Source organism: Ectothiorhodospira sp. PHS-1 (assembly GCF_000225005.1).
GTDB lineage: Bacteria > Pseudomonadota > Gammaproteobacteria > Ectothiorhodospirales > Ectothiorhodospiraceae > Ectothiorhodospira.
The window spans coordinates 104,678-120,129 of the sequence record NZ_AGBG01000003.1; the positions used below are offsets into that span (position 1 = coordinate 104,678).

At 66.2% G+C, this 15,452-nt stretch carries 18 protein-coding genes; 16 read left to right on the forward strand and 2 right to left on the reverse strand.

The features are described 5' to 3' along the window. Positions 1–6: 6 nt before the first annotated feature. Positions 7–1,254, reverse strand: a complete 1,248-nt coding sequence (locus tag ECTPHS_RS02095; RefSeq protein ID WP_008931024.1) for a multifunctional CCA addition/repair protein — start codon at positions 1,252–1,254, stop codon at positions 7–9. A 2-nt stretch (positions 1,255–1,256) separates the two neighbouring features. Next, on the reverse strand, positions 1,257–2,195 hold the full coding sequence (locus ECTPHS_RS02100) for a complex I NDUFA9 subunit family protein (RefSeq protein WP_008931025.1): 939 nt from the start codon (positions 2,193–2,195) through the stop codon (positions 1,257–1,259). A 227-nt stretch (positions 2,196–2,422) separates the two neighbouring features. Here ECTPHS_RS02100 and ECTPHS_RS02105 point away from each other — a divergent pair, with 227 nt between their 5' ends. The 16 genes from ECTPHS_RS02105 to queE all read left to right on the forward strand — a co-directional run bounded on the left by ECTPHS_RS02105 (position 2,423) and on the right by queE (position 15,409). Beyond that, complete coding sequence (locus ECTPHS_RS02105) at positions 2,423–3,787, forward strand: NAD-dependent succinate-semialdehyde dehydrogenase (protein WP_008931026.1); 1,365 nt, start codon at positions 2,423–2,425, stop codon at positions 3,785–3,787. Positions 3,788–3,807: 20 nt separating this feature from the next. Further along, on the forward strand, positions 3,808–4,413 hold the full coding sequence (locus tag ECTPHS_RS02110; protein WP_008931027.1) for a DedA family protein: 606 nt from the start codon (positions 3,808–3,810) through the stop codon (positions 4,411–4,413). Between the two features lie 30 nt (positions 4,414–4,443). Continuing rightward, positions 4,444–5,778, forward strand: a complete 1,335-nt coding sequence (locus tag ECTPHS_RS02115; RefSeq protein ID WP_008931028.1) for a BamA/TamA family outer membrane protein — start codon at positions 4,444–4,446, stop codon at positions 5,776–5,778. Positions 5,779–5,795: 17 nt separating this feature from the next. Then, positions 5,796–6,239, forward strand: a complete 444-nt coding sequence (nudB, locus tag ECTPHS_RS02120) for a dihydroneopterin triphosphate diphosphatase (RefSeq protein ID WP_371200050.1) — start codon at positions 5,796–5,798, stop codon at positions 6,237–6,239. Positions 6,240–6,343: 104 nt separating this feature from the next. Beyond that, positions 6,344–7,090, forward strand: coding sequence for a YebC/PmpR family DNA-binding transcriptional regulator (locus ECTPHS_RS02125; RefSeq protein WP_008931030.1), 747 nt, complete (start codon positions 6,344–6,346; stop codon positions 7,088–7,090). After that, a complete protein-coding gene (gene ruvC, locus ECTPHS_RS02130) occupies positions 7,087–7,605 on the forward strand; it encodes a crossover junction endodeoxyribonuclease RuvC (RefSeq protein WP_008931031.1) in 519 nt (172 codons plus the stop codon). The genes ECTPHS_RS02125 and ruvC overlap by 4 nt, the downstream gene beginning before the upstream one ends. Then, complete coding sequence (ruvA, locus tag ECTPHS_RS02135; RefSeq protein ID WP_008931032.1) at positions 7,602–8,210, forward strand: Holliday junction branch migration protein RuvA; 609 nt, start codon at positions 7,602–7,604, stop codon at positions 8,208–8,210. The genes ruvC and ruvA overlap by 4 nt, the downstream gene beginning before the upstream one ends. Positions 8,211–8,219: 9 nt before the next feature. Next, entirely contained in the window at positions 8,220–9,302 is a 1,083-nt protein-coding gene (gene ruvB, locus ECTPHS_RS02140; RefSeq protein WP_008931033.1) for a Holliday junction branch migration DNA helicase RuvB, read from the forward strand. A gap of 36 nt (positions 9,303–9,338) precedes the next feature. Further along, positions 9,339–9,770, forward strand: a complete 432-nt coding sequence (gene ybgC / locus ECTPHS_RS02145) for a tol-pal system-associated acyl-CoA thioesterase (RefSeq protein WP_008931034.1) — start codon at positions 9,339–9,341, stop codon at positions 9,768–9,770. Further along, positions 9,767–10,468 carry a protein TolQ gene (tolQ, locus tag ECTPHS_RS02150; protein ID WP_008931035.1) on the forward strand — a complete coding sequence of 234 codons (702 nt, stop codon included), beginning with the start codon at positions 9,767–9,769 and terminating at the stop codon, positions 10,466–10,468. Before ybgC ends, tolQ begins: the two co-directional genes overlap by 4 nt. Before the next feature lie 46 nt (positions 10,469–10,514). Then, complete coding sequence (gene tolR / locus ECTPHS_RS02155; protein ID WP_083838740.1) at positions 10,515–10,970, forward strand: protein TolR; 456 nt, start codon at positions 10,515–10,517, stop codon at positions 10,968–10,970. A gap of 4 nt (positions 10,971–10,974) precedes the next feature. Next, positions 10,975–11,937 carry a cell envelope integrity protein TolA gene (tolA, locus tag ECTPHS_RS02160; RefSeq protein WP_008931037.1) on the forward strand — a complete coding sequence of 321 codons (963 nt, stop codon included), beginning with the start codon at positions 10,975–10,977 and terminating at the stop codon, positions 11,935–11,937. A gap of 23 nt (positions 11,938–11,960) precedes the next feature. Continuing rightward, positions 11,961–13,253 (forward strand): Tol-Pal system beta propeller repeat protein TolB, encoded by a 1,293-nt coding sequence (gene tolB / locus ECTPHS_RS02165; protein WP_008931038.1) that lies wholly within the window; start codon positions 11,961–11,963, stop codon positions 13,251–13,253. An 85-nt stretch (positions 13,254–13,338) separates the two neighbouring features. Then, positions 13,339–13,917 carry a peptidoglycan-associated lipoprotein Pal gene (gene pal / locus ECTPHS_RS02170; RefSeq protein WP_008931039.1) on the forward strand — a complete coding sequence of 193 codons (579 nt, stop codon included), beginning with the start codon at positions 13,339–13,341 and terminating at the stop codon, positions 13,915–13,917. 8 nt (positions 13,918–13,925) lie between these two features. Continuing rightward, positions 13,926–14,762: a tol-pal system protein YbgF gene (gene ybgF / locus ECTPHS_RS02175; protein WP_246828296.1), complete on the forward strand. Its 837-nt coding sequence runs from the start codon at positions 13,926–13,928 to the stop codon at positions 14,760–14,762. Next, complete coding sequence (gene queE / locus ECTPHS_RS02180; RefSeq protein ID WP_008931041.1) at positions 14,759–15,409, forward strand: 7-carboxy-7-deazaguanine synthase QueE; 651 nt, start codon at positions 14,759–14,761, stop codon at positions 15,407–15,409. The genes ybgF and queE overlap by 4 nt, the downstream gene beginning before the upstream one ends. Positions 15,410–15,452: the final 43 nt, after the last annotated feature.

A 15,452-nucleotide genomic window follows, 5' to 3' on the forward strand; every position in this document is an offset into this window, starting at 1 on the left:
GACGATTCAGGGATCGCCGGCGGCCTGGGCCTCGTGGGCCTGCTTGAGTTCGGTCAGTGCCGCGATGCGCAACCGGCGCAGCGCCTGGGTGATGGCCTGTCCCTTGAGGCCCTGGGCCACCAGTTCCCGGGCCTGGATGTCCAGGCAGCGGGCATGGGCCCGGCGGACATAGTCGGCCTGAGGGTAGGGCCGTTCCTCGAACCCGGTCCGGCCCCGGTAATCGGCCTCGCAGGCCAGCAGGACCCCTTCCACGCGCTCGGGTCGACGATAGGCGTCCAGTCCTTCCAGGGTCTTGGCCAGGGTGTCCGGGCGCAGCTCGAAGACCCGGTGCATGTGGCCGTGATAGCCGGCCACCAGTCGGGCCAGTTCCCGGTAGCGGTTGGGGATGCGGTAGCGGTCACAGAGCTGGTCGATCAGCACCACACCCCGTTGCTCATGGCCATGGTGGCTGGGCAGGATGTCTCGGGGGGTGTTGCCCTTGCCCAGGTCATGGGTGAGGGCGGCGAATCGTACCACCGGGTCCCCGGACAGCCGCTCGGCCTGGTCCAGCACCATGAAGGTATGGACACCGGTATCCACCTCCGGGTGATGTCGGGGGGGCTGGGGGACGCCGTAGAGACGCTCCAGTTCGGGGAACAGCACGGCCAGCGCGCCGCATTCCCGCAGTACCTGGAAGAACCGGGAGGGGCCGGGGCCCGCCAGTGCCCGTTCCGTCTCCTGCCAGACCCGTTCCGGCACCAGGGCATCCACCTCGCCGGCGGCCACCATGCGGCGCATCAGATCCATGGTCTCGGGCGCGACGGTAAAGCCCATGGGGCCGAGGCGGGCAGCGAAGCGGGCCACCCGCAGGATACGGACCGGATCCTCGGCAAAGGCCGGGGAGACATGGCGTAGCCGTCGTGCCTGAAGGTCCGCCTGACCGCCGAAGGGGTCGATGAGCCGGCCCTGGTCATCCTGGGCCATGGCATTGATGGTCAGATCCCGCCGTTCAAGATCCTCTTCCAGGGTGACATCCGGCGCCGCATGGACCTCGAATCCCCGGTAACCGGGGGCGGTCTTGCGCTCGGTACGGGCCAGGGCATGTTCTTCGTGGGTCCGCGGGTGCAGGAAGACGGGGAAATCCCGCCCCACCTGCCGGTAACCCCCGGCCAGCATCTCCTCCACCGTGGCGCCCACGACCACCCAGTCCCGCTCCCGCACCGGCAGTCCCAACAGGGCATCCCGGATCGCGCCGCCGACCAGATAGATGTCCATGGTCAGCGCGGCCCGCTGCGCAGGCGCTGCAGCCGGGCATGGCGTTCCCGATCACCCAGGTAACCAGGGACGATGGCCTCGATGGCGGTGGGGCAGCCGCCGCCGCCGCGGCAGACGCTGTCCCGACTCATGGAATGGTAGTTATCCAGGCTGAAGGGCTTGCCGGGGACGTATTCCATGATCCGGGCCTGCCACAGGGACAGACCCTCCGACAGGCCCAGGATCAGGCGGCGGCGGGCCATGACCTGGGCGGTATAGCTCACCAGCTCCTTCAGGGTGTAGACGGAGGGGCCGCACAGCTCGATGCGCTGGCCCCAGGTGCCACGGTCTTCCAGGGCATCGACAAAGTGCTGTGCCACGTCACCCACGTAGACCGGCGCGAAGCGGGCGTCGGGGCAGGCCAGGGGCAGGACGGGACTCAGCCGCAACAGGCCGGCGAAACGGTTGAAGAAGCTGTCCGTGGGGCCGAAGATCACCGAGGGCCGGAAGCTGGTGACCCGCACGTTGCCCGCCATGGTATGGACGATATTTTCCGCTTCGCCCTTGGTGCGCAGATAGTGGCTGGGGCCGCTGGCCGCGTCCGCATTCAGGGCGCTCATGTGCAGCAGGCGCTTCACCCCGGCCTCCCGGGCGCATTCAATCACCTTGCGGGCCAGATCCACATGGGCATGACGGAAGCCGCTGCCGTCCCGTCCCCGTTCGTTCAGGATGCCCACCAGGTTGATGACCCCGTCGCAGTCGCTGAAATGCTGCCGCAGGACCCGCGGGTCGTGGCAGTCCGCCTCCACCAGTCGTACCCCGGGGACCACCAGGAGATGCCGGTGACGGCTGACATGGCGGGTGATGACCTTGACCTGGCGGCCGCCGCCGGCCAGTCGTGCCACGACGTGGGTACCCACGAAGCCGGTGCCCCCCAGGACACATATCGTCCGGATGTTCATTGTTCGAATTGTCCTATATGACGAATGCATGCAAGCGCCGTCGAGTGCTGTGATCTGGATTGTGCCCGTGCCGGACATGGGGTGGACCCGCCGGGGACACTATTCCCCTTGCCGATGTCCAACCCGTGAATGCCCGGAACAGGCCCCGTTGATCCTGCAAACAAGCTCCTGTTCCAGGGCTGAATATACTATTGTATGCGCCCTCTGCATCCAAAGGAGTTCCCCCAGTGCCCCTGAGTTCCGTCAATCCCGCCAACGGTTCCGTGCTGCACGTGTTCGAGACCTGGGACCGGCCGCGCATTGACAAGGCCTTGAGTCAGGCCGCCCGCATCGTCCCCGAGTGGCGCGAGATCCCAATGGATCAGCGTGCCGGACTGGTGCGTCAGGCCGCCCATGTGCTGCGTCATCGCCGGGATCATTTTGCCGTCATGATGACCCAGGAAATGGGCAAGCTGGTGACCGAGTCCCGGGCCGAGGTCGACCGCTGCGCCCTGGTCTGCGACTACTATGCCGATCATGCCGCCGAATTTCTGGCTGATGAACCCATGGCCGCCGGTGAACTCGACGCCCGGGTGGTATTCCAGCCCCTGGGCACCATTCTGGGCGTGATGCCCTGGAACTTCCCCTTCTGGCAGGTGTTCCGGTTTGCCGCGCCGGCGCTGATGGCGGGCAACACGGTGTTGCTCAAGCATGCCTCCAACGTACCCCGCTGCGCCCTGGCCATTGAAGAGGTCTTTCGCGACGCCGGATTCCCCGCGGGCGCCTTCCAGACCCTGATGATCACCTCGGATGAGGTGGGCCGCGTGATCGAGGACCGTCGCGTCCACGGCGTCACCCTGACCGGCAGCGAGGCCGCCGGGCGGGCCGTGGCCGCCGTCGCCGGCGGCGTGCTCAAGCCCTGTGTCCTGGAGTTGGGCGGGTCCGATCCCTTCGTGGTGCTGGAAGACGCCGACCTGGACCGGGCGGTGGAGCAGGCGGTGGTGTCCCGTTATCGCAACGCGGGCCAGAGTTGCATTGCCGCCAAGCGTTTCATCCTGGTGCCCCAGGTGGTGGACGGTTTCCTGTCCCGGCTCAAGGACGCGGTGGCGGCGATTCGTCCGGGAGATCCGATGAAGGAGGACTCCGGCATCGCTCCCATGGCCAGAACGGATCTGCGTGATGAGTTGCACCAGCAGGTGCGGGATTCCATTGCCGAAGGCGCGATCCCCGTCATGGGCTGTGAGCCGCTGCCGGGCAAGGGGGCCTGGTATGCCCCCTCCATCCTGGATCGGGTGGTGCCCGGTACCCGGGCCTATGACGAGGAGATCTTCGGGCCGGTGGCCTGCATCCTGCGGGCGGAGGACGAAGACGACGCCCTGCGTCTGGCCAACGACACCCGTTTCGGTCTGGGGGGCAGCGTATGGACCCGTGACGTTGCCCGGGGGGAGGCGTTTGCCCGTGGTCTGGCCTGCGGCAGTGCCTTCGTCAATGCCATGGTGAAGAGCGATCCGCGTCTGCCCTTCGGCGGCATCAAGGATTCCGGCTTTGGCCGGGAACTGGCCCGTCCCGGCATTCGCACCTTCATGAACGCCAAGACCCTGGTCATTCGCTGATCCGTGTCTGAGCCCGCGCCATGGATGTGACCGATCTGGTGGGTGATGCCATCCAGACCTATGGCTACTGGGCCCTGGGTCTGTTCCTGATTGTGCTGGCCCCGGAAGCCCTCATGCCCTTCGCCGGCTTCCTGGCCCATGAGGGCATGCTGGGACTCTGGTGGGCGGTGCTGGCGGGAAGTCTGGGTGGCACCCTGGGCTCCACGCTGATTTACCTGGTGGCGCGCCGGGTGGGTGAGGCCCGGGTCCGCGTCATGTTGCGGCGTCGCGGCCGCTGGCTGCTGGTGCGGGAGTCGGATCTGGACGGGGTGCTGGCGATCTATGGTCGGCACGGTACCTGGATCGTGGCGGGCGGCCGCCTGATTCCCACCGTGCGCAGCCTGGTGTCCATCCCCGCCGGCCTGCTGCCCATGCCCCTGGCCCGTTTCGTGGGTCTGACCTTCCTGGGCACCTTCGCCTGGAATACGGTACTGGCACTGACCGGCTATGCCCTGGGCGCCAAGTGGAGTCTGCTGGAGCCCTACCTGGGCTTCTATGGTTCCCTGGTCTTCGTGCTAGTGTTGGCGGTTGTCGCCATTTTCATGGCCCGGCGTCTGGGAGAGGTCTGGCGTGACAGTGGCGGGTGACCGATGGGGGGCAAATGAGGACAGGACTGAATGATCAAGATGTGGCGGCGCATCGGGGCCGGGCTTTGTGCCCTGCTGGTCGTGCTTTCGGGTGCTGCCAGCGCGGCCGGGTTACCCGATGATGCTTCGGTGCTTTCCGCCGCACATCAGGGGATGGTGATTTCCGACATCCGTTTTGAAGGCCGGCGCATCACAAGGGAGTCCGTACTGCTGCAGGAAATCGTGCTCGGGGCCGGGGATGTCCTGGATGTCCGTCAACTGGAGCGTGACCGTCAGGCCATCATGAACCTGGGGCTGTTCAAGTCCGTGACGACCCGGACCGAGGAGGAGGGCGGCGAGGTCCGGGTGACCTATCTGCTGGAGGAAAAGTACTATCTTTTCCCCCTGCCGCGACTGAGTCGGACCTCCGACGGGGATCTGCGTTTTGGGGGCGAACTGCGTTTTGACAACCTGTTGGGACTCAATCAGGAATTGCGCATCCTGGCCGAGTGGGAGGATGCCGGTAATGACACCACCGAAGAGGAGTCCCGCACCCTGAGCGTGGACTATGACATTCCCCGGCTACCCTGGACCGCCTGGGGGCTGGGTATTTCACTCAAGGATCAGTACACCCTGGAATCCGAGTCCGACGACGGCGAATACGGGGCGCATCGGGAAGATGCCCGCCAAGTGGGGCTCTCCATCAGTCGCTGGCTGGATCGCCGCGGCCCCAGTGCCGGCTGGCGGGCGGGTTTGGGCGTTAGCTGGGACAGCCGGCGCTATCGCGCCCGGGAGGAAGGCGTGCCCATCCCCCGGGACGGCGAGGACGTGAGCTGGTCGGGCAGTCTGACCTTTTCCGAGGTCAACGACCTAGGGGTGAGACGGGAGGGGGTCGCCTATGGAGCGCGGTTTTCCTGGGGTAGCGACGTCCTCGGGGCCGGGCGCTCCCATCAGCGTCTGGATCTGTTCTATCGCGCCTATCGCCCCCTGCGTGATGACCCCCTGACCGCCAACTTGAATTATCAGGCCCGTTTCGGCATTGCCAGCGGCACGCCTTTCGGTGACGAGGCCTATGCCCTGGGAGGCGGCGGCAATCTGCGAGGCTATCCCCGGGACTACCGGGAAGGCGACGTATTCATGCTGTTGAACGTGGAGTATCTGCGACCGGTCATGGGCAATACCGCACTGCGCGGCGTGGGCTTCATGGACCTGGGCGGTGTCTGGGCGCGGGACGATATCGATCTCTCGGACATCCATGGCAGTGCGGGCCTTGGCATGCGCGTCAACCTGCGCTGGTTCGTGCGGACCCATCTGCGCCTGGATTATGGCTATGCCTTCACCACCGGCGAGACCCGGGTCTATGCCGGTACCAGCCATACCTTCTGAGCGACGGGGTGATTGCCGTGACGGGATTCAAGCGCCCTGAATCGGTGCTGGTGGTGGTCCATGCCCGGGACGGGCAGGTACTCATGCTGCGCCGCCGTCGGCCCGATGACTTCTGGCAGTCCGTCACCGGTAGCCTGGACTGGGGGGAGACGCCCCTCCAGGCCGCTTGCCGCGAGCTGGAGGAAGAAACCGGTTTGCCTGCGGACGGGCTGAAGGATCACCATCATCAGGTCCGCTTCCCCATCGTCCCTCCCTGGCGGTCGCGCTACGCCCCCGACGCGGAGGACAACCTGGAGCACCGGTTCAGCCTGCCCCTGGCGGCCCCGGTCCCGATCCGCCTGAACCCGACCGAGCATCTGGAATTCTGCTGGTTGCCCCGGGCCGAGGCGGCCCGTCTGGCCACCTCATGGAGCAATGCCCGGGCGATCCTGGAGGTCGTCCCCGCACTGCCCGGCGCGTGAAGGTCCCCGCAAAGACGGCCAAGGCTTTGCGGTGCATCGGTGCCGCTATTCCAGTATCCTTTTCGCCCCGTCTTTTTCGAACGAACCAGACAACGAGACTTCACATGGCCGGACATAGTAAGTGGGCGAATATCCAGCATCGCAAGAATGCCCAGGACGCCAAGCGCGGCAAGCTCTTCACCAAGCTCATCAAGGAGATCACCGTGGCCGCCCGCATGGGCGGGTCCGATCCGGCCACCAACCCCCGGTTGCGCCTGGCGGTGGACAAGGCCCTGGACGCCAACATGACCAAGGACACCATCGAGCGGGCCACCAAGCGGGGTGCCGGTGAGCTGGAGGGCGTCAACTACGAGGAGTTGCGCTACGAGGGCTACGGCCCGGGCGGTGTCGCCATCATGGTGGATTGCATGACCGACAACCGCAATCGCACCGTCTCCGAAGTGCGCCACGCCTTCAGCAAGTGCGGCGGCAACCTGGGTACCGACGGTTCGGTGGCCTACCTGTTCGAGAAGACCGGCATCCTCAGCTATCCCGCCGGCAGCGACGAGGAGCGGGTCATGGAAGCCGCCCTGGAGGCCGGTGCCCATGACGTGCTGGTGAGCGATGACGGTGCCATCGACGTGCTGACCAGCCCCGAGGACTACGACGCCGTGCGCGACGCCATGACCGAAGTCGGCCTCAAGCCCGAGCGCAGCGAAGTCACCATGCGCGCCGCCACCGGCAGCAGCGTGGATGACACGGACACGGCCAAGGCCCTGCTCAAGCTGCTGGACATGCTGGATGATCTGGACGACGTGCAGAACGTCTACACCAACGCCGACTTCCCCGACGAGGTCATGCAGGCCCTGTGACGGCACCTATTCGCATCCTGGGGATCGACCCGGGCTCGGTGGTGACCGGCTACGGCATCGTCGATACCGATGGCCGTCGCAGCACCCACGTGGACAGCGGCTGCATCCGGGTCAGGGGCGAGGATCTGCCCACCCGATTGGGCCATATCCTGACCGCGGTCACCGAACTGGTGGGCCGCCACCAGCCCCAGGTGATGGCCATTGAACAGGTCTTCGTCTCCCGCAACGCCGCCTCCGCCCTCAAGCTGGGGCAGGCACGGGGTGCGGCCATCTGCGCGGCGGTGCAGGGCGGGTTGTCCGTGGCCGAGTATGCCCCCCGCTCCATCAAGCAGGCGGTGGTCGGGACCGGCGCCGCCGACAAGACCCAGATGCAGCACATGGTCACCATGATCCTGGGGCTGACCGCCAAGCCCGCCGCCGATGCCGCCGATGCCCTGGCGGTGGCCCTGTGCCACGCCCACACCCAGGCCACCCTGTCCCGCTTGCCGGCGGGGTATGTGAGGAGATCCCGATGATCGGACGACTGCGCGGCGTGCTGATCCACAAACAGCCGCCCCATCTGATGCTGGACGTGCAGGGCGTGGGCTACGAGCTGGAGGCCCCCTTGTCCACCTTCTACGACCTGCCGGCGGAAGGAACCGAGGTGACCTTGCATACCCATCTGCATGTGCGCGAGGATGCCCATGTCCTCTACGGTTTTGCCGGTGCCCAGGAGCGGGCCCTGTTTCGCAGCCTGATCCGGGTCAACGGCGTCGGCGCCAAGATGGCCCTGGCCATCCTCTCGGGCATGACCACCGAGGCCTTCAGCCGCTGCGTGATGGACAATGACATCACCCAGCTCACCCGCCTGCCGGGTATTGGCCGCAAGACGGCGGAACGGCTGGTGATCGAGATGCGTGACCGGGTGGCGGCGCTGGGGGAGGGGGCATTCCTGCCCGGTGTGACCGGCGGCGGCGCGCCGGCGCGTCCGGCGGACCCGGTCTCCGACGCGGTGGCGGCCCTTATCTCCCTGGGCTACAAGCCCCAGGAGGCCAGCCGTCTGGTCAGTCTGGTGGAAGAGGAGGCCCGTACCAGCGAAGAGCTGATCCGGCTGGCCCTCAAGTCCACCCTCAACAAGTAGTGATGTGACATGTCCGAGCGCATCATCAGTGCCGACACCACCCCCGACGATGAAACCCTGGAACGCTCCATCCGTCCCCAGCGTCTGGCGGACTACGTGGGTCAGCCGGTGGCCCGGGAACAGATGGAGATCTTCATCTCCGCCGCCCGTGCCCGCGGCGAGGCCCTGGACCATGTGCTGATCTTCGGTCCGCCGGGGCTGGGCAAGACCACGCTGTCCCATATCATCGCCCAGGAACTGGGGGTGAACATGCGCCAGACCTCCGGCCCGGTGCTGGAGCGTCCGGGGGACCTGGCGGCCCTGCTCACCAATCTGGAACCCCATGACGTGCTGTTCGTGGACGAGATCCACCGGCTCTCCCCCGTGGTGGAGGAAGTGCTGTACCCGGCCCTGGAAGATTTCCAGCTGGACATCGTCATCGGTGAAGGCCCGGCGGCGCGCTCCATCAAGCTGGACCTGCCCCCGTTCACCTTGGTGGGCGCCACCACCCGCGCCGGCCTGCTCACTTCGCCCCTGCGGGACCGGTTCGGTATCGTCCAGCGCCTGGAGTTCTATTCCACCGAAGACCTGGCCCACATCGTGCGTCGTTCCGCCCGCATCCTGAGGGCTGAGCTGGATGGGGAGGGGGCCGTGGAGATCGCCCGGCGTGCCCGTGGTACCCCCCGAATTGCCAATCGTCTGCTGCGGCGCGTCAGGGACTATGCGCAGATCAAGGCTAATGGCATTATCAGCGCCCAAGTGGCGGATCGTGCCCTGAACCTGTTGGACGTGGACGCCCATGGCTTTGATGCCCAGGACCGGCGGCTGTTGCTGTCGGTGATCGAGAAATTCGACGGTGGCCCGGTGGGGCTGGACAGCCTGGCGGCAGCCCTGGGAGAGGAGCGGGGGACGATCGAGGACGTGATCGAGCCCTATCTGATCCAGCAGGGCTTCCTCATGCGCACCACCCGCGGCCGCATGGCCACCAGTCACGCCTATCGGCACTTTGGTTTGCGAGTGCCCACGGCCCTGGAGGCCCGGGTCGCCCAGCCGGATCTGTTTGCGCCCGCCTCCACCGGGGCGGACCCAAACCCTGAAACCCCCAAACTGTGACCGATCTCCGTGTCTGACACCGCCCCATCCCCCACCATGAGCCCCGTTTTTATCTGGCCCGTCCGTGTCTATTACGAAGACACCGATGCCGGTGGCGTGGTGTTCTATGCCAACTACCTCAAGTACATGGAGCGTGCCCGTACCGAATGGCTGCGTCATCTGGGGATCGGCCAGGAACGGCTGCGCCGGGAGCAGGGGGTGATCTTCGCCGTGCGTGCCGCCTCCCTGGAGTATCTGCGCCCGGCGGTACTCGACGACTTGCTGCATGTCACCGCCCGGGTGACGGATCGGCGTCGGGCCAGCCTGGTAATCGAGCACGAAATCCGGCGCCATGACGGGGCCGGCACACCGGAACTGTTGAACCGCGGCGAGGTCAAGATAGCCTGTCTTGATGCCGGGAAATTTATGCCTCGCCCCATCCCCGCCCTGATCGTGGACGCCATGACCGCCGGAGACTCTGAGCAGTGAGTGTCGACCTTTCCCTGTACCGCCTGATTCTGGACGCCAGCCTCATCGTCCAGTTGGTGATGCTGATCCTGGTGCTGGCCTCGGTGTTCTCGTGGATGATCATCGTCCTCAAGTGGCGGGTGCTGCGGGAGGCCCGCCGGGTGGCGGACGAGTTCGAGGAGCGTTTCTGGTCCGGCGTGGATTTGACCCACCTGTATGACGGCATCCGGCGCAAGACGGAGGTCTCCGGGTTGGAGCACGTGTTTGCCGCCGGATTCAAGGAATTCCTGCGGGGGCGCAAGCAGCTGCGCGATCCCGCCGCCGGCGTGCTGGTGACCGGCGGCACCGAGCGATCCATGCGGGTGGCCATCTCCCGGGAAGGCGATGAACTGGAGTCCTACCTGAACGCCCTGGCCACGGTGGGTTCCACCAGCCCCTATATCGGCCTGTTCGGCACGGTATGGGGCATCATGCACGCCTTCATGGGGCTTTCCGGTGCCCAGCAGGCAACCCTGGCCATGGTCGCCCCCGGCATTGCCGAGGCCCTGATCGCCACCGCCCTGGGCCTGTTTGCCGCCATCCCGGCGGTGATTGCCTACAACAGTTTCTCCTCGGACATCGATCGTCTGGTGGCCCGTTACGACAACTTCGCCGAGGAATTGGCCACCCTGCTGCAGCGTCAGGTGGGTGGCCGCGACCGGGACGAGGTGGAAGCATGAGCGTGCCATCCCCGAGTTCGGTGTACGTGATCAGCTGGGGGCCGCCATGGCGGTAACTTCCCGTCGCGCGGGACGGCGTCGCTCCATGTCGCAGATCAACGTGGTGCCCTTCATCGACGTGATGTTGGTGCTGCTGATCATCTTCATGGTCACCGCGCCCCTGCAGCAGCAGGGCGTGGAGGTGGACCTGCCGGAGGCTGACGCCCAGCCGCTGCAGGACGAGAAGAGTCAGCGGGAGGCCATCGTGGTCACCGTCACCCGCGACGGACAGCTGAGCCTCAACCAGGGCCCCCAGGTGGGGGTCTCCCTGGACCGGGATGAATTGCGGGGGATCGTGGCCGATCTGCTGGCACAACATCCGGGCACCCAGGTTTATGTGCGGGGAGACCGTTTCGTGGACTACGGCCGGGTGGTGGACGCCATGGTCAGTGTCCAGTCCGCCGGTGCCCAGCGGGTGGGACTGATCACCGATCCGCCCGATCTCTCGGCCAGGGACCGCTGATGTCATGTGGTGGTTGCTGCGCCGTCATTATGGTTTGTTCGGGGGCATCCTCGGCATCCATCTTCTGTTGTTCGTATTGCTGGGGCTGAACATTCATTTCAAGTCCCGTGACGAGGCCGGGGCCATGCAGGCCAATCCGGAGGCCGCGATGGAAGTCATTGAGGCCGTGGCGGTGGATGGTCGCACCTTCGACCGCATCGAACAGCAGCAGAGGGATACCGAGCAGCGCGCCCGAGCCGAGGCGGAACGCCAGCGCCAGGAGGCCCTGCGGCGGGAACAGGAAGAACGGCAACGCCAGGCGGAAGCCGAGCGTCGGCGCCAGGAGCAGGTCCGGCAGGCGGAGGAGCAACGCCGCGCCGAGGAGCAGCGGCGGGCTGAAGAGGCGCGTCGCCAGGAAGAAGCCCGACGGCAGGAAGCGGAACGTCAGCGTCGTGCCGAGGAACAGCGCAAGGCGGAAGAGCAGCGCCGTGCCGAGGAGCAACGCAAGGCGGAAGAACAGCGCCGTGCCGAGGAACAACGCAAGGCGGAAGAGCAGCGTCGCGCCGAGGAACAGCGCAGGGCCGAAGAGGCACGTCAGCAACGGCTGGCGGAAGAGCGCGCCGCCGAGGAGCGTCGTCGTCAGGAGGCCGCGGCCGCCGAACAGCGCCGCCTGCAGGCGGAAGAGACCGCCCGGCGCCAGGCCGCCATCCGGCAGGACCAGCAGAATGCCTATGTGGCCGCCATTCGCAGTGCCGTGGAAAGCCGCTGGCATCGCTCGGCCGGTCATCAGTCCGGTTACCGGGCCGTGGTTTTCATTCGCCAGGCGCCGGGGGGGTACCTGCACGAGGTCCGGGTGGAACAATGCACGGGTGACCGGGCCTTCTGCGACTCCGTGGAACGGGCGGTGCGCCTGGCCGAGCCTCTGCCCAGTCCGCCCAGTCCCGATGTCTTTGCCCGCGAGATCCGATTCACCTTCGAGCCCGCCTGAACGGGGGCCATGAGATACCGGTCATGATTCAGATCCGACACGTCATCCTTCTGCTGTTGCTCGGCCTCCCTCTGATGGGGCAGGCGGCCCTCGAGATCCGCATCACCCAGGGCGTGGAGGGGGCCATGCCCATCGCCGTGGTGCCCTTCGGCTGGCAGGGCGAGGCCCAGGCCCCCGAGGACCTGGCCGCCATCATCGGCGCCAATCTCCACCGTAGCGGCCGCTTTGCCCCGGTGGAGCGGCAGACCATGCCCCAACGGCCCACCCGTGCCGATGAACTGGACTTCCCGGCCTGGCGCGGTCAGGGCAGTAATTACGTGGTCATCGGTCGCCTGCAGCCCACCGGTGCAGACCGTTTTGCCGTTCAGTTCCAACTCTTCGACGTGGCCGGCGGGCGTCAGCTGACCGGCTACAGCATCCCGGTGGAACGGGCCGACCTGCGTCGGGCCGCCCACATGATCAGCGACATCATCTTCGAGCGCCTGACCGGTGAGCGTGGCGCGTTCGATACCCGGGTGGCCTATGTGAGCGTCACGGGGCAGGGCAGTGAGCGTCGCTTTGCCCTCCAGGTGGCCGACGCGGACGGCCATCATCCTCGTACCATCTTCCGGTCCGCCCAGCCCATCCTGTCGCCGGCCTGGTCGCCGGACGGTCGCCGGATTGCCTATGTATCCTTTGAGAACGGTCGTTCCGAGGTCTTCGTGCAGAACGTGGACGGCGGTGACCGCACCCGCCTGGCCGCCTTCGAGGGCATCAACAGTGCCCCGTCCTGGTCGCCGGACGGCCGACGTCTGGCGCTGACCCTGTCCAGGGACGGGGCGCCGGACGTCTATGTGATGAACCTCGCCGACCGCTCGGTCAGCCGGGTCACCCAGAGTCGATCCATCGACACCGAACCGGCCTGGATGCCCGATGGCCGCTCCCTGGTCTTCACCTCGGACCGGGCCGGCCAGCCCCAGCTCTATGAAGTGCCGGTCACCGGCGGTCAGCCCCGGCGCCTGAGCTTTGAAGGCCGCTACAACGGCGGCGCCAGCATTTCCCCGGACGGACGCCGGGTGGCCATGGTGCATGGCGTCGGTGGCGGTTTTCGCATCGCCATCCTGGACCGCCAGACCCGTCAGTTTCGGGTGCTGACCGATGGCCGTGCCGACGAAGCCCCGAGTTTTGCCCCCAACGGCAGCATGATCATCTACGCCACTTCCGAGCGTGGCCGGGGTGTCCTTGCCGCGGTCAGTGCGGATGGCCGGGTCCATCAGCGCCTGGTGTTGCAGGAAGGTGAGGTGCGTGAACCCGCCTGGTCGCCGTTCCGGGAGTGAGTCGAGTCAGACCTGATGTTGCAGTACTCCTTGATCCCCAGGGATCAAGGCCCATAACCCAAACGATACCCCGAGGATCACCTCAATGCGCAGTTCCCATGTCATTAGCCGTTCCCTGCTGTTCGTCCTGATGGCCATCGTTCTCCTGACCCTGGGCGCCTGTGCCTCGGTGGACAAGACCGCGACCACCGACCCGGTGTTGGTGGGTGACGTTTACGACGATGGTCGCATCCAGGGCGACCGTCACTCGGGGGTCGAAACCAGCCCCCTGGGTCGTGATGGTCGCCTGACGGCCGATGCCCTGTCCGACCCCTCCAGCCCCCTGTCCCAGCGGGTGATCTATTTTGAATTCGACCGTGACGACGTCCGCGCCGATTTTGTGGACGTGGTGGCGGCTCACGGCGCCTACCTGGCCCGTCACCCCCAGGCCCGCATCCGTCTGGAAGGTCATACCGACGAGCGTGGTACCCGTGAATACAACCTGGGTCTGGGTGAGCGTCGCGCCCAGTCCGTGCGCCGCATGATGCTGTTGCAGGGGGCTTCCAGTGACCAGATCCAGGTGATCAGCTATGGTGAAGAGATGCCCGCCGCCATGGGCAGCAACGAACAGGCCTGGCAGCAGAACCGCCGGGTGGAATTGATCTATGAGGGCCACCGTAGATGAAGATAACGATGACCGCTGTTCTGGTCGCAACGGCGCTGCTTGCAGCGCCGTTTTCCTCCGTTCACGCCCAGAGCCGTGCCCAGGCCGCGGCTCTGGAGGAGCGCATGCAGCAGCTTGACGCCCGTCTGGAGCGTCTGGAACGGCTGCTGGAAAGCGAGGCCCTGGTGGAACTGATGCGCAAGGTGGACGGGATGGACCGGGATGTCAGGGAGCTTCGGGGCGAATCCGAAACCCTGCGTCATGAGTTGGAAGGGCTGCGGACCCGTCAACGGGATCTGTATCTGGACGTGGATGGACGCCTGGAAAACCTGGAGCGGGGTGGGGCTTCCGCACCGACACCCACCTCCGGGGCGACGCCCGCCACATTACCGGATGGGCCTGCCGCTGCCGTGACTCCGGAGGCTGGCGATAGCGCGGCCTTCGGCGAAGCGATCGTCGGCGTCGACAGCGATCCCGCGTCGGAGCAGGCGGTTTATCAAGCCGCCTTCGAACTGCTCAGACAAGGTCGGTATGAGCCGTCGATCACCGCCTTTCGCGGTTTTCTGGAGCGTTTCCCCAATGGCAGCCTGGCATCCAATGCCCAGTACTGGATCGCCGAGGCCTATTATGTGACCCGTGACTTTCCCCGCGCCCTGACGGAGTTCAAACGGGTGAACGAGCGTTATCCGGGCAGCAACAAGCAGGCAGACGCCCTGCTCAAGCAGGGTTTCACCCACTATGAGCTGGAGCAATGGGCTGAGGCCCGGCGGGCACTTACCCAGGTCCGGGATCAGAACCCCAACAGTTCGGTGGCCCGGCTGGCGGAACAGCGGTTGCGGCGCATGAACGAGGAAGGGCGTCCGTGACCGCGTCGGGTCGATTGCGCATCACCGAAATCTTTCTCTCCCTGCAGGGGGAGTCCCGCAGCGTGGGTTGGCCCACGGTCTTCGTGCGCCTGACCGGCTGCCCCCTGCGCTGCGGCTATTGCGATACCGCCTATGCCTTCACCGGTGGCGCCTGGATGACCCTGACGCAGATCCTGGAGCAGGTGGCGTGTTACGGCGTGCGCCATGTCTGCGTGACCGGAGGCGAACCCCTGGCCCAGCCGGATTGCCTGCCCCTGCTCACTGCCCTGTGTGATGCCGGGTACGAGGTCTCCCTGGAGACCAGCGGTGCGCTGGATCTTGCCCTGGTGGACCCCCGGGTCATCAAGGTCATGGACCTCAAGACCCTGGCCTCCGGTGAGTCCGGGCGCAACCGCTGGGAGAATTTGCAGTGCCTTGGCCCGGCGGACCAGATCAAGTTTGTCCTCTGCGACCGTGCCGACTATGAGTGGGCACGGGACAGTCTCCAGGCCCACGACCTGGCAGCCCGGGCGGAGATCCTGTTTTCCCCTGTGCACGGTCGCCTGTCGCCCCGCGACCTGGCGGAATGGATCCTGGCGGACCGCCTGCCGGTCCGTTTCCAGATCCAGCTCCATAAATGGTTGTGGGATGATGCCAGGGGGCGCTGAAGCCCCCCGGAATCCGACATCCCCGATAATGAACACCGTCATT